The sequence below is a fragment of the Corallococcus interemptor genome, assembly GCF_003668875.1.
Taxonomy (GTDB): Bacteria; Myxococcota; Myxococcia; order Myxococcales; family Myxococcaceae; genus Corallococcus; species Corallococcus interemptor.
The window spans coordinates 36,230-49,353 of record NZ_RAWM01000060.1; the positions used below are offsets into that span (position 1 = coordinate 36,230).

Consider the following 13,124-nt stretch of genomic DNA (forward strand, 5'->3'; position numbering starts at 1 on the left):
GGCGGCGGGCGGTCAGAAGCCGCCGCCGCGCATCCAGGCCAGGAGGGCGCGCTGCACGTGGTAGCGGTTGCCCGCCTCGTCCACGACGCGGCTGCTCGAGTGGTCCAGCACCTCGTCAGCGACCTCCACGTTGCGGCGCACGGGCAGGCAGTGCAGGAACGCCGCGTCCTTCGCGGCCTTCGCCATGTGCCGGCGCGTGGGCATCCAGCCCGAGTACGACGCGAGCAGCGCCGCCACGTCCGTGGGCGTGCTCGCCGTCTGCGCGGTGGGGCCCCAGGACTTCGCGTACACGGCGCGGCTGCCCACCAGCGCCTCGTCCTGGTCGTGCGTGTACGTGATGCTGCCGCCGGTGGCCCTGGCGTACGCCTCCGCCTCCGCGCGCACGGCCGGGTGCAGGTCGAAGCCCGGCGGATGCGCCACGCGCACCTCGCAGCCCGCGGCCGCCGCGGACAGCAGGAACGAGTTGGGCACCGCCTTGGGCAGCGGCTTGATGTGCGGCGCCCAGGTGAGCGTCACCGGCAGCTTCTTCGTGGTGCCGAACGTCTCGCGCAGCGTCAGCGCGTCCGCCAGGCCCTGGCAGGGGTGCTCGCGCGCGGACTCCATGCTCACCACCGGAACGGTGGCCCACTTGCGGAAGGCGTTGATGACGGGGTCGGCCTCGTCCTCCTCGTCACCGCCACCCTGGGAGAAGGTGCGGATGCCGAGCATGTCCACGAAGCGCGACAGGACGGGCGAGGCCTCCTTGATGTGCTCCGCACGGTCCGCGTTCATCACCGCGCCGGGGCGGTCCTCCAGCTTCCACACGCCGGAGCCCACGTCGAGCACGATGGCGTGCCCGCCCGCGCGCAGCATCACGGCCTCGAAGGACGTGCGCGTGCGCAGCGACGGGTTGAAGAACACCATGCCCAAGAGCTTCCCCGGGAAGATGGCCCCCGGGTCCTTCTGCTTCCACGCGGCCGCCTGCGAGAGGACCGCCTCGACGCCTTCCGGGCCCAGGTCCTGGATGCGGGTGACATGCTTCATGGGCTTCGTGCTCCCCCGGCCGCGCCGGATGGATGGGGACTGCTGAATATGCACTTGAATTCATGCATATTCGCTGAGGAGGCGCGGATATTATGCAGAACGGCGCAGCGCGCAAGAACATTCACTGGGATTTTTCATGCGCCTTGCGTGCGTATTCAGCCGCATGCATGGTGAACGTGAATGAACCTGGACGACGCCATCCTTCAGCTCATCTCCCAGCAGGACGTGCCGGATCAGTTCGTCCTGCAGTCGTTGCTGGAAGAGGCCGGGCACACGCCCAGCCAGTCCACGCTGTCGCGGCGGCTGAAGAAGCTGAGCGTGCAGAAGGTGAACGGGCGCTATCAGCGCGCCGAGCCGCCGGTGGCGCCGGTGCCGCTCGCGCCGCGTGTGACGATCATCGAAGCGCCGCCCAACATGCTGGTGCTGAAGACGGCGCCCGGCTACGCGCAGATTTTCGGGCTGGCGCTGGACCGCGAGGAGGTGGAGGGCCTGGCGGGCACGGTGGCGGGCGACGACACCATCTTCATCGCGGTGAAGGACCCGTCCTACCTGCGGGACGTGCGCGAGGCGGTGGAGGAGCTCATCCAGCGCGGCCCGTGAACGGGAAGCGGCGCACGGACTCCCACGGGCCGCCGAGGTAGCGCCAGAGCAGCAGCGCGGGAGTATGCGAGTCGAACGCGGACCAGCCCGAGCCCAGCTCCGCGAGCGCTGCCTTCGCTTCGTCCACGGTGGCCTTGTTCATCAGCGTGACGTGGGGACGGAAGGGCTGCCGGTCCTGCGGCGTGAGCCATTCCGAGAACGCGCGCGACAGCTCGCGGTGCACGGGCGAGAGGCCCGGCGCGTCCACGTCCACCGCCATGCCGCGTCCCAGGCCCCGCAGCTTCGTGAAGCGCAAGCCGGGGGCAGGGCGCTCCGTGACGACCTCCAGCGCGGCCTCCACGGCGTCCTGCTGCGACGCGGGCAGGTGATGGAAGAGGGAGACGTGCGCCGGGATGAGGTTGCGCTCGGGCGGGAAGTAGCGCCGCCGCAGGCTGTCCAGGCGCGCGAACGCCTCCGGCTCCAGCTCCGCGGTGACGAGCAGTGGGGCTTCGGAGAGGGCGGCCATGCGGCGCACACCTTCCGTCCGAAGCCCCATGACTACAAGAGGGGCCTACTTCTGGGACGCGAAGAAGGCCTTCAGCGAGTCGTCGGCCTTCTTGCGGTACTCGGGCAGGCGGCCGCGCTCGGCCTCGGCGAGGGCCTTCTTCACGCCCGCGGCGTCGAAGTCGTGCGTGTAGACCGGCGTGCCGGGCTGCTGGCGCCAGGAGTCCGCGAGGCTGCCCGCGTCGATGGCGTCGAAGCCCAGCTCCTCCACGAGCTTGAGCACCTTCGCGCGGTGCTCGGGCGGATCCCCCGCGATGGGCAGCGCCACGCGTCCGGGCGTGCCCTTGGGCTTGCCCTTCTCCGCGAGGCTCTGGGAGTAGATGTTGTTGAAGGCCTTGATGACGGGGCGGCCGATGAGCTTCGAGACCCACTCGCTCTCCACCGTGCCCTTCTCCAGCTCCGGGATGCTGCCGTCGCGCACGGGGTAGTAGTTGCCCGTGTCGATGACGACGACGTCCTTCGGCACGTCCGCGAAGAGGCCCTTGGGCAGGTCCGGGACCGCCTTCTGCGGGATGGTCACGACGACGACCTCGCCCGCCTTCGCGGCCTCCTGGACGGTGACGGCCTTCGCGCCCGTCTCCTTCGCCACGTCGCGCAGGCTGTCCGGTCCGCGTGAGTTCGCGATGAACACCTCATGGCCCAGCTGCGTCCACCGCTTCGCCAGGGTTCCGCCAATGAAACCCGCGCCAATGATTCCGATCTTCATGCCGTCCTCTTCCGGGAAGTTGGTCCACGACCGCAAGCGCCGGTCGGATGCACGACCTCTTTCCGCGATGCGCGGAACCTGGCGGGTTTCCTGGCAGGGGGCCGGGCGTGCCCGTGCTTCCGGGGGCTTCCGCCTGCCTCGCCCCCTTCGCTAGCATTCCGGCTTAACCAGTCCTTGGGGGGCCGGCCGGTGCCATGGCGAACATTCCATCCGAGCTGGTCGCGGCGTTCCGAGGGGCCGCGCGCCCCCTGTCCTCCGAGCAGGAGGCGGGGCTCCTACCCGTGCTGACCTCCATCCTGGAGCGCTGTGAGGCGGCGTGGCCCGGGGTGCGGCTTGAGCCCGGCGCCTTCGTGGCGCACCTGGCCCTGCACACGCCTTCGGGTGAACCTCCCGCGCAGGCCGTGTCCTCGCTGCAGGCCGAGGACCTGTACCTGGCGCTGGCCGCGGTGGAGGGACAGCGGGCGGCGATGGATGCGCTGGAGTCCGCCGTCCTGGTGCCCGCGGGGCGCGCGGTGCGCCGCGTGGAGGACTCGGACGCGTTCGTGGACGAGGTGCTCCAGCTCACGCGCCTGCGGCTCCTGGTGGAGGAGGGTGGCCGCGCGCCGCGCCTCACGGAGTACGCGGGCCGGGGGCCGCTGCGCCGGTGGTCGGAGGCGGTGGCGCTGGGCATCGCGCTGTCGCTCAAGCGCAGGCCGGAGCGCAGCACGCCGCTGGATGACGCGCTCATCGCCGCGGACCTGGGCGCGGCGGATCCGGAGCTGGAGCACATCCGCCACCGCTACCGTCCCGCCTTCCGGGCCGCCTTCACGGAGGCCCTGGCGAAGCTCCCGCCCCGGGATCGCAACCTGCTGCGCATGGGGCTGGTGCAGGGGCTGGGCGTGGAGTCGCTGGGCGCGCTGCACCAGGTGCATGCCTCCACGGTGTCGCGGTGGATGGCGAAGGCGCGCGAAGCGCTCCTGGAGCACACCCGTCTGGCCCTGGCGCGGCGGCTCGCGCTCAACACCTCCCAGCTCGACAGTCTGCTGCGCGTGCTCGACGGCAGCCTGGAGCTCAGCCTCGCGTCCCTGCTGAAGGAAGGGTGAGTCCCACTGATGCCTGATTCGACCCCCCACCTCGACGAGGTCGAGCTGCTCGACCTCGCGGACGGCATTCCGTCCCAGTCCCTACGCGAGCGCGCCGAGTCCCACCTGGACACCTGCGCGTCCTGCCGCGAGTCCCTGGCGGAGTTCCTGCGCGTGCGCGCCGTGCCCGCGCCGGACGTGCACGCCGCGCGCACCGCGGTGATGCAGTCGGATCCGCTGACCCGCTCCGTCAAGCCGCGCATCCCCCAGGTGGCGCAGGGGACGCTCCTGGGCCGCTACGTGGTGCTGGAGCGGCTGGGCGCGGGAGGCATGGGCGTCGTCCATGCGGCGTATGACCCCAGCCTGGATCGCCGCATTGGGCTGAAGCTGCTGCGCGCGCCGCCCGCCACGGGGGGCTCGCAGGGCATGACGGAGCGGCTCTTGCGCGAGGCCCAGGCCGCCGCGCGCACGCGCCACCCGCACGTCGTCGCCGTGCACGACGTGGGGACGTTCGGCGACGTCGTCTTCATCGCCATGGAGCTGGTGGACGGCGGCACGGTGCGCCAGTACCTCAAGGCGGCCGGCAGGTCCTGGCGCGACGTGGTGCGGCTGTACGTCCAGGCGGGCCGGGGGCTCGCGGCGGCGCACGCGGCGGGCGTGGTGCACCGGGACTTCAAGCCGGACAACGTGCTCGTGGACAAGGAGGGCCGGGCCCGCGTGACGGACTTCGGCCTGGCCCGCCTGGAGTCCACCGGGGATGGGGACTCCACCGCGCTGGCGCCGGGCGAGGCCCTGTCGCCGAAGGCAGCCCCGCTGGTCACCAGCGTCGCGGGCACGCCGGGGTACATTGCTCCGGAGGTGTTCGCGGGCTCGCCCGCCGATGCGCGGTCGGATCAGTACGCCTTCTGCGTGTCGCTCTACGAAGGGCTGCACGGCCACAAGCCCTCCTCCTCTGAAACGGGAGGCCTGGCGAACCGGAGCAACGTTCCGCGCGCCGTGCCCGCGCTCATCGTGCGCGGCCTGTCGGTGGATCCGGGCGCCCGTCATCCCTCCATGACGGTGCTGCTCGACGCGCTGGAGCGCGCGGCCTTCCCCCGCACCGGCGCGAAGATGGCGGCCGCGGGCATGGGCGTGGGCCTGCTCGCCATCGCTGCCGCGGTGGTGGTGGCCCGGGGCCCTTCACCCTGCGCGGACGACCCCACGCGCTTCCATGGCATCTGGGACGCGGACCGCAAGGCGGCCTTGCTCAAGGCCTTCCAGGCCACGGGCGCCCCGGACGCCGTCGCCGCCCACGAGACCACCGCCCGCACCCTGGATGCCTTCGTCGCCGGGTGGAGCGACAGCCGCCGCGACGCGTGCCTCGCCACGCACGAACACGGCACGCAGTCCGCCGCGGTGCTGGACCTGCGCACCCAGTGCCTGGAGCGCCGCCGCCGCGAGCTGACAACGCTCACGGAGGTGCTCCTCTCCGCGGACCGCGCGGGCGTCGCCACCGCACCCGAAGCCGCGCTGGCCTTGAGCCCGCTGTCGCGCTGCGCGGACGTGGAGGCGCTGTCCCGGCCCGTGCCCCCGCCAGAGCGCCCCGAGGTCGCCGCGCGCGTGAAGGCCGCGTACGCGAAGCTGGACGACGCGCGGGCCCGCCTGGGCGCGGACAGGTGGCAGGACGCCGTGGACCGCGTCGCTCCCATCGTCAAGGAGGCGGAGGCGCTGGGCTACAAGCCGCTGCTGGGCGAAGCCCTGCTCATCGAAGGCGAGGCCCGCGCCTTCCTGCGCGACGAGGCCGCGGAACCCGCACTGCGCCGCGCGATGCTCGCGTCCCTGTCCGGGCACGACGACCTGCGCGCCGCGGAGGCCGCCGTCCACCAGGTCTTCGTCGACGGCGAGGTGACCCAGCGCCCGGAGCAAGCGAAGGCCCACGCCGACGAGGCCCGGGCGCTCCTGGCGCGGTCCGGAGGCAACCCGGAGCTGGAGTCCCAGCTGCTCGTGTACGAGGGCAACTCGCTGGAGCAGCAGTCGCGCTCGTCGGACGCGCTGCCCGTCATCCAGCAGGGGCTGGCGCTCCAGGAGAGGCTGCACGGCCGGGACTCGCCGAGGCTCGCCCGCGGGCTGCTCATGCTGGCCTCCACCCAGCGGTCCATGGGGCGCAAGGAGGAGGCGCTCGCGACCATCCACCGCGCCCGGGACATCCTGGAGGCCGCCTACGGACCGGACCACCCGAAGGTCGCCATCGCGATCAACAACATGGGGGGAACCCTGGTGGAGCTGCAGCGCTACGAGGAGGGGCGTGAGGCCTTCCTGGAAAGCCTGCGCCGCTACGAGCGCATCCATGGCCCCGACCACCAGCCCCTGCGCTACGTCGCCGGCCTGCGGGGGAACCTGAGCGCGGCCGCCTACCGCATGGGGCGCTACGAGGAGGCCGAGCGTCACATGCATGAGGCCCGGGCCATCTACAATCAGCTGTTCCCCAAGGGCTCCGTCTTCCGCATCCGCACGGGCACCAACCTGTCGCAGATCCTCATGAACCAGAGCCGGGTGGCGGAAGCCCTGGTGCTGCTCCAGCAGATGGAAGAGGAGGCGGCCGCGGGCCGTGCCGACGGCCGCAAGGACCCCATCTTCGCGGCGCCGGCGCGGTGCCAGTCGGCGGCCTATCTGCAACTCGGGCAGACCGAGCGCGCCGTCGCGGCGGCGAAGCGCGGCGTGGCCATCGTGCGGGAGCTGGAGGCAGAGACCGAGCTGGGCGAGTCGCTGCGCGTCCTGGCCGTCGCCCTCACCCATGCGAAGCAGCTCAACGAGGCGCGGGACGTGGCACGCGAGCTGGTGGCCCTGCACCACAAGCTCGCGGGCGAAGAGGCCCGGCTCCCCATGGAGGTGGAGGAGATGCTGGCGGAGCTGGCGCTGGAGCGGGGTGAGCTGGAGGAGGCCCGTCAGTGGGCGGAGCGCTCCCTGGAGGCCTGGGAGAAGACGGCGGGCCCGCCCCTGGAGAAGGCCAACATCCGCTACGTCCTGGCCCGGGCGCTGCGCCGTGCCCACCGCGAGCCGGAGCGCGCCCTGCGCTGGCCACCGCCGCCCGCGACGCCGTGCTCCCCACCGCCGAGCCCCGGCTGCTCAAGCTTTCCGAGCTGGACGCGTTCCTCAAGGCGCGCTGAAGTCCCGGCCCCATGAGAACCCTCGTCGGACTGACCTCATCGGGCTGGACGGAGAAGGCCCGGTGGGCGTTGGACCACCACCGCGTCGCCTACCGCTACCAGGACTACGTCCCCCTCATCCAGGAGCGTTGGCTGCGCAAGCAGGTGGCGCCCGGGGTGAAGCCCTCCGTGCCGCTGCTCGTGGATCCGCCCCAGCCGGCCACGCACGGCTCGTTCGCCATCGCGAAGCACGCGGAAGCCGTGGGGCAGGGCAGTCCGCTCTTCCCGGCCGCGCGGCTGGACGCCATCACCGCGTGGAACGACATCAGCGAACACGTGCTGGACCTGGCGCGCGCCTACGCCATGCCGCGCATGCTGGACAACGCCCGCGCCCAGGCGGAGATGCTGCCGAAGTTCATCCCCGGCTGGCTGCGCCCGGTGTTCGCGCCCTCCGCGCGCCTGGGCATGCGCTTCGTGGTGAAGAAGCACCAGGTGGCGGACACCTCTCCAGAGGCCATCGAGGCCGCCGTCGCCCCGTCCTACGACAAGCTGCGCGCGGCGCTGGGCGGCCGGCCCTACCTGCTGGAGGAGGGCTTCACCTACGCGGACATCACCACCGCGGCGATGCTCGCGCCCCTGGGGCCGCCCGCGGACCGGCACCTGCCCATGGGCCCCGGCACGCGCGAGGTGTGGACCCATCCGGGCCTGGCCGCGCGCTTCCCGGACCTGCTCGCGTGGCGCGACACGCTCTACGACAAGCACCGCCGCACCTGAGAAACACCCCGGGCCGCCTCCCGGTGAGGGAAGGCGGCCCGCCGTGTGAATCACCGGTGCGTGAAGCGGGCTTACGCCGTCTTCTTCACGCCCTTCGCGTTGTCCACCAGCACCTTGGCGAAGGTGAGCCCGTCCGGGCCCGCGTCCGCCTGGATGTGCTCGCCCGGCGCGAACTCGCCGTTGAGCACCTTGAGCGCCATCGGATCCAGCAGGTACTTCTGCACCGCGCGCTTGAGCGGCCGGGCACCGTACGTCGGGTCGTAGCCGCGCTCGGCCAGCAGCTCCCGCGCGCTGTCCGTGAGGTCCAGCGTGAGGCGCTTGGCCTGGAGCAGCTTCTGCAGCCGGCCCAGCTGGATGTCCACGATGCGGTAGATGTCCTTCTTGCGCAGCGGCTCGAAGACGACGATTTCGTCCACGCGGTTGAGGAACTCCGGCCGGAAGTGGCCGCGCAGCGCGTCCATCACCTCGCTGCGCGTCTTCTCGTTGAGCGTGTCCGTGCCCGCCATGCCCTCCTGGATGGCCTGCGAGCCGATGTTCGACGTGAGGATGAGCACCGTGTTGCGGAAGTCCACCGTGCGGCCCTGGCTGTCCGTCACCCGGCCCTCGTCGAGAATCTGGAGCAGGATGTTGAACACGTCGTGGTGGGCCTTCTCGATTTCGTCGAAGAGCACCACCGTGTACGGCCTGCGGCGCACGGCCTCCGTCAGCTGTCCGCCCTCCTCGTAGCCCACGTAGCCCGGGGGCGCGCCCACGAGCCGGGACACGGCGTGCTTCTCCATGTACTCGGACATGTCGATGCGGACCATGGCCGTGTCGTCGTCGAAGAGGAACTCCGCCAGCGCCTTGGCCGTCTCCGTCTTGCCCACGCCCGTGGGGCCCAGGAAGATGAACGAGCCGATGGGCCGGTTGGGGTCCTGCAGCCCGCTGCGCGCGCGGCGCACGGCGTTGGACACGGCCTCAATCGCGCTGCGCTGGCCAATCACGCGCTCGGCGAGCCGGTCCTCCATCTTGACCAGCTTCTGCATCTCGCCCTCCATCAGCTTGGAGACCGGGATGCCCGTCCACTTGGCCACCACGGAGGCGATGTCCTCGGAGTCCACCTCCTCCTTGAGGAACTTCTGGTGCTTCTGCAGCTCCGCCAGCTTCTCGTTCTGCGCCGTGACCTCCTTCTCCAGGCCCGGGATGACGCCGAACTTCAGCTCCGCGGCGCGGTTGAGGTCGCCCTGACGTTCCGCCGCGGCCTGGTCGTTGCGCGCCTTCTCCTGCTTCTCCTTGAGCGAGCGCAGCGCCGCGATGGCCTTCTTCTCCTCGTCCCAGTGGGCCTTGAGCGAGTTGAACTTCTCGTTGAGGTTCGCCAGCTCCTTCTCGATGGTGGCCAGGCGCTCGCGCGAGTGCGGATCGGTCTCCTTGCGCAGGCCCTCGCGCTCGATTTCGAGCTGCGTCACCTTGCGGCGGATGTCGTCGATCTCCGTGGGCATGGAGTCGATCTCGATGCGCAGGCGGCTGGAGGCCTCGTCGACCAGGTCGATGGCCTTGTCCGGCAGGAAGCGGTCCGCGATGTAGCGGTGGCTGAGCGTGGCCGCCGCGACGAGCGCGGAGTCCTGGATGCGCACGCCGTGGTGCACCTCGTAGCGCTCCTTCAGGCCACGCAGGATGCTGATGGTGTCGTGCACCGAGGGCTCGCCCACGAACACCGGCTGGAAGCGGCGCTCCAGGGCGGCGTCCTTCTCAATGTGCTTGCGGTACTCATCCAGCGTCGTCGCGCCAATGCAGTGCAGCTCGCCGCGCGCGAGCGCCGGCTTGAGCATGTTGCCCGCGTCCATGGCGCCCTCGGCCTTCCCGGCGCCCACGAGCGTGTGCATCTCGTCGATGAAGAGGATGATCTCCCCCGCCGCGTCCGAGACCTCCTTGAGGACCGCCTTGAGGCGCTCCTCGAACTCGCCGCGGTACTTCGCGCCGGCCACCATGGCGCCCAGGTCCAGGGTGATGAGGCGCTTGTTCTTCAGCCCTTCCGGCACGTCGCCGTCCACGATGCGGCGGGCCAGGCCTTCCGCGATGGCCGTCTTGCCCACGCCCGGCTCACCGATGAGCACCGGGTTGTTCTTGGTGCGGCGGCTCAAGACCTGGATGCAGCGGCGGATCTCCTCGTCGCGGCCGATGACGGGGTCCAGCTTGCCGGAGCGTGCCGCCTCCGTGAGGTCGCGGCCGTACTTCTCCAGCGCCTGGTAGGTGGACTCCGCGTCGGCGCTCGTCACGCGCGAGGAGCCCCGGACCTCCTTCAAGCCTGCCTGCACGCGCTCGCGCGTCACGCCGGAGGACTTCATGGCCTCGCCGACGGCGCCCTTGTCCTGGGTCAGCGCGAGGAGCAGGTGCTCGGAGGACGTGAAGTCGTCCTTCAGCGCCTTGGCCTCATCCTCCGCCTTGTCGAAGGTCTTCATCAGGCGCTGGCTGAGCATGGCGCTCTCGCCGCCCTGGATGCGCGGGAGCTTCTGCAGGGCCTCGCCCAGCCGGCCCGCGAACAGCTTCACGTCCACGCCAATCTTGCGCAGGAGAGGGTCGACGATGCCGTCCTTCTGCCCCAGCAGCGCCGTCGCCAGGTGCTCCGGCTCGTAGTGGGGATTGTCGGCCCGGCGAGCCAGGGACTGACCTTCCTGGATCGCCTCCTGTGCCTTCACCGTGTATTTGTCGAGTCTCATGGCTTCAACGTAAGGGCCTGGGACCCCTTGGCAAGGCGACACTGCCCGTATGCCCTGCGTTTCCCCGGAATACTTTGAGCCGCTGGAAGCGGCCGGGTAATCGTGGTGGCGAAGTTGCCAGGGGGTGGAGGGGTCGGTTATAGGCGGCGCCCATCCTCGGGGGCTTCACTCTGGACGCACACGGCGGCTATCTCGTTCGACTCGACACCTTCTCCGGGTTGGCGCTGGTGCGTCTGGCCCGGGAGGCCCTGTCGATGGACAGCGTGCCGGCCGCCACGGCGCTGCGCGTCACCATCAACCGCCGCCGCAAGGTGGTGCGCCTGGCCTTCCTGGGGCCCTTCTCCCAGGGCCGGCAGGGCGCCCACTGGTACGCGGCGCACCACGCGCTGGCCCGCCTGCTGTCCGCCGCCGCCAACGCCACCGTGCACGCGTACGTCTACGACGCGGACGAGGGCGAGGAAGTGATTGCCTACGGCAACGGCCGCCGGGTGGGCGGGGAGAAGGTGGTGTACGAGGACGCGGAGCTGCCGTGCCCCCTGGAGGAGCTGGATGACGCGGCCTTCGCCCGGCTCCAGTCCCGCTGGCCCATGGGGCACCTGGCGTACGTCTTCGGGCTGACGCGGGACGAGCTGCTGGACATCCCCCACGCCCGGCTGTCCCGCGTGCTGCCCCTGGAGGGCACGGCCGCCGGCTCCGAGGCGGACGCGATGGCCGCCCTGGAAGCGCTGCTCCTGGGCCCCTCGCTGCCCCGCGCGGAGACGGACGCGGGCTGAAGGCCGGCGGGCGGCCCTCTCAGGCGCCGCGCCGCGTCAGCCCCGGCTCAATCAAGGGTCCTCGGTGGGCCCGTCGAGCGTGACGATGGCGTCGCGCACGCCCTCGCTGCGGAAGTACTGGGCAATCACGGCGAAGCCTCCGGCGACGATGACCGTGGGCACCACCGCGCCAAAGGTCATCAGGGACGGGACGAGCGCGTGGAGCTGCTCGGCGGCGTCCGCCGCCTGGAACTCCGGCAGGCCCTTGAGCCCTTCAATCATGGCCTGGCTGGTGTTCCGGGCCACCACCGCCGCCTGGGCGCCATCGATGGTGCGCATCAGCGCGGCGAAGATGCCCGCGCCGCCCAGCACCTGACGGAAGCCGTTCCTCGGGATGCCGTCCGGGGAGCGCAGCATGCGGCTGGAGGCGAAGAAGAGCAGGGTGCAGGCCACCGACAGCCCGGTCAGCACCAGGGCGCGCGACTCGCGCATGGGGGAGAGCGCGGACAGCTGCGCCTCCATGATCGCCCGGGTGACGGCGGGGTCCCTGCCCAGGAGGGGCAGGGAGGGGGCGTGCTCGCGCTGCGCCTCGCGGTACGCCTCGAAGTTCATCATGGTGGAGGCTTCGTTGCAGGCGATGAAGCCCGTCACGGAGGACAGCACCAGGCACAGCGCCGCGGCGACGCGGACGCCCCGGGGCAGCGCCCCCGAGCGGGTGACTTCACGAGGCTTCACTTCCGGCTTGCCTCCACGTAGCGCATGCGCAGGTCGGACAGGAGGTTCTCCACGAGCTTCTCCTCCTCGGCGGTGAGGTTGCCGCGCGTCTTCTCACGCAGCATCGCCAGGAGGTCCAGGTTCTGCCGGGCCGAAGGCAGGTCCTTCTCCATGCGGCCCGTCTCCGGGTTCGGCGCCCCACCCAGGTGGATGAGGATGGCGGAACCCAGTCCGACGATGAAGGTGCTGAACGACAGGGACTCCTCGGAGGCGGGGCTCGCTTCCCCCGTCATCACGAAGGTCTCACCCCGCTTCTCCGAAGGGCTCATTCGGACGCCTTGTCCTCTTCGTCGGCCGGCTCGTCCGCGTCGTCCGGCTCGTCGTCGTCGGAGGCGTCGTCGTCCGTGTCGTCCTCGTCCTCGTCCTCGTCATCGAAGTCGTCGTCGATGTCGCCGTCCATCTGCGTGTCGATGGGGACGGCCTTGTCGGCCACGTCCGGCAGCTCCTCGAGGTGCTTCTTGTACGCGTCCTCGTCCACCTGGCCGCTGCGCTGGTAGCGCTCGGCGGTGCGCTTGTCGAGGTGCTTCGGGTTGATGCCTTCAGCCATGATTCAAATCCTCGGAATTGCTTGGAAAACAGCGCGGCACCTTATAGCAGGAGGGCCGCCTGTCAACGCTGGTCTCCCCAGTCCCGGAAACCGATGAACGTCTCGCCCCGCCCTCTGCTTCCCCAAGGCCCGTACCTCCTGGTGGACGACAGCGTCCGTCCGGAGCTGTCCCTGGTGGACAAGGCCCGGCGCCTGCTGGAGGGCGGCGCACGGGTGCTCCAGCTGCGCATGAAGCACACCCCGCCCCGGGACGCGCTGGCCGCGGCCCGCGCGGTGGTGGCCCTGTGCCGGCGGGCAGGCGCGGTGTGCCTCGTCAACGACCGGGTGGACCTGGCGCTGCTGTCGGACGCGCACGGGGTGCACGTGGGGGATGAGGACCTGCCCCCGGAGGCGGCGCGGGAGCTGTTGGGCCCGGTCCGGTACGTGGGCGTGACGGCGCGGGGGACGGAAGGGGCGAAGGCGGCGAAGGCGGCGGGGGCGGACTACGTGGGCGTGGGGCCGCTGTTCGGCACGACGACGAAGG

At 71.1% G+C, this 13,124-nt stretch carries 12 protein-coding genes and 1 pseudogene; 6 read left to right on the top strand and 7 right to left on the bottom strand.

Features of this window, described 5'->3' with window-relative positions; translation table 11 throughout:
- Positions 1 to 12: 12 nt before the first annotated feature.
- Complete coding sequence (locus tag D7X96_RS21475; protein WP_120548991.1) at positions 13 to 1,023, bottom strand: N-acetylornithine carbamoyltransferase; 1,011 nt, start codon at positions 1,021 to 1,023, stop codon at positions 13 to 15.
- Positions 1,024 to 1,203: 180 nt separating this feature from the next.
- Between D7X96_RS21475 and D7X96_RS21480 the strand changes: the two genes are divergently transcribed.
- Complete coding sequence (locus D7X96_RS21480) at positions 1,204 to 1,623, top strand: arginine repressor (RefSeq protein ID WP_120548990.1); 420 nt, start codon at positions 1,204 to 1,206, stop codon at positions 1,621 to 1,623.
- On the opposite strand, the gene D7X96_RS21485 is transcribed toward D7X96_RS21480, so the two are convergent.
- Together D7X96_RS21485 and D7X96_RS21490 are read right to left on the bottom strand one after the other, a co-directional pair.
- Positions 1,604 to 2,128: a 2'-5' RNA ligase family protein gene (locus D7X96_RS21485; protein WP_120548989.1), complete on the bottom strand. Its 525-nt coding sequence runs from the start codon at positions 2,126 to 2,128 to the stop codon at positions 1,604 to 1,606. The two genes, D7X96_RS21480 and D7X96_RS21485, sit on opposite strands and share 20 nt — an antisense overlap.
- A 45-nt stretch (positions 2,129 to 2,173) precedes the next feature.
- Positions 2,174 to 2,947: pseudogene (locus tag D7X96_RS21490) on the bottom strand (NADPH-dependent F420 reductase); the annotation flags it as partial.
- A 119-nt stretch (positions 2,948 to 3,066) separates the two neighbouring features.
- Here D7X96_RS21490 and D7X96_RS21495 point away from each other — a divergent pair.
- From D7X96_RS21495 to D7X96_RS21505, 3 genes are read left to right on the top strand one after another with little or no spacing between them, the layout of a single operon-like run.
- Positions 3,067 to 3,954, top strand: coding sequence for a sigma-70 family RNA polymerase sigma factor (locus D7X96_RS21495; protein ID WP_121722071.1), 888 nt, complete (start codon positions 3,067 to 3,069; stop codon positions 3,952 to 3,954).
- A gap of 9 nt (positions 3,955 to 3,963) precedes the next feature.
- The gene (locus D7X96_RS21500; protein ID WP_121770595.1) at positions 3,964 to 7,095 is read left to right on the top strand and encodes a serine/threonine-protein kinase; all 3,132 of its coding nucleotides are present in this window, start codon (positions 3,964 to 3,966) and stop codon (positions 7,093 to 7,095) included.
- On the top strand, positions 7,092 to 7,832 hold the full coding sequence (locus D7X96_RS21505; RefSeq protein ID WP_120548986.1) for a glutathione S-transferase C-terminal domain-containing protein: 741 nt from the start codon (positions 7,092 to 7,094) through the stop codon (positions 7,830 to 7,832). Before D7X96_RS21500 ends, D7X96_RS21505 begins: the two co-directional genes overlap by 4 nt.
- A 71-nt stretch (positions 7,833 to 7,903) precedes the next feature.
- Here D7X96_RS21505 and clpB read toward each other — a convergent pair whose 3' ends face one another.
- On the bottom strand, positions 7,904 to 10,528 hold the full coding sequence (clpB, locus tag D7X96_RS21510; protein WP_121770596.1) for an ATP-dependent chaperone ClpB: 2,625 nt from the start codon (positions 10,526 to 10,528) through the stop codon (positions 7,904 to 7,906).
- Positions 10,529 to 10,755: 227 nt separating this feature from the next.
- Here clpB and D7X96_RS21515 point away from each other — a divergent pair, with 227 nt between their 5' ends.
- On the top strand, positions 10,756 to 11,301 hold the full coding sequence (locus D7X96_RS21515) for a hypothetical protein (RefSeq protein ID WP_233610329.1): 546 nt from the start codon (positions 10,756 to 10,758) through the stop codon (positions 11,299 to 11,301).
- A 51-nt stretch (positions 11,302 to 11,352) separates the two neighbouring features.
- Here D7X96_RS21515 and D7X96_RS21520 read toward each other — a convergent pair whose 3' ends face one another.
- Genes D7X96_RS21520 through D7X96_RS21530 form a run of 3 tightly spaced genes read right to left on the bottom strand, consistent with a single transcriptional unit; the run spans position 11,353 to position 12,601 of the window.
- The gene (locus tag D7X96_RS21520) at positions 11,353 to 12,015 is read right to left on the bottom strand and encodes a hypothetical protein (RefSeq protein ID WP_120548984.1); all 663 of its coding nucleotides are present in this window, start codon (positions 12,013 to 12,015) and stop codon (positions 11,353 to 11,355) included.
- Positions 12,012 to 12,323 carry a DUF1844 domain-containing protein gene (locus D7X96_RS21525; RefSeq protein WP_120548983.1) on the bottom strand — a complete coding sequence of 104 codons (312 nt, stop codon included), beginning with the start codon at positions 12,321 to 12,323 and terminating at the stop codon, positions 12,012 to 12,014. The genes D7X96_RS21520 and D7X96_RS21525 overlap by 4 nt, the downstream gene beginning before the upstream one ends.
- Positions 12,320 to 12,601 carry a hypothetical protein gene (locus tag D7X96_RS21530; protein ID WP_120548982.1) on the bottom strand — a complete coding sequence of 94 codons (282 nt, stop codon included), beginning with the start codon at positions 12,599 to 12,601 and terminating at the stop codon, positions 12,320 to 12,322. Before D7X96_RS21530 ends, D7X96_RS21525 begins: the two co-directional genes overlap by 4 nt.
- Positions 12,602 to 12,694: 93 nt before the next feature.
- Here D7X96_RS21530 and D7X96_RS21535 point away from each other — a divergent pair.
- Positions 12,695 to 13,124: thiamine phosphate synthase (locus D7X96_RS21535; protein WP_121770597.1), on the top strand; the 430-nt coding region annotated here is incomplete at its 3' end.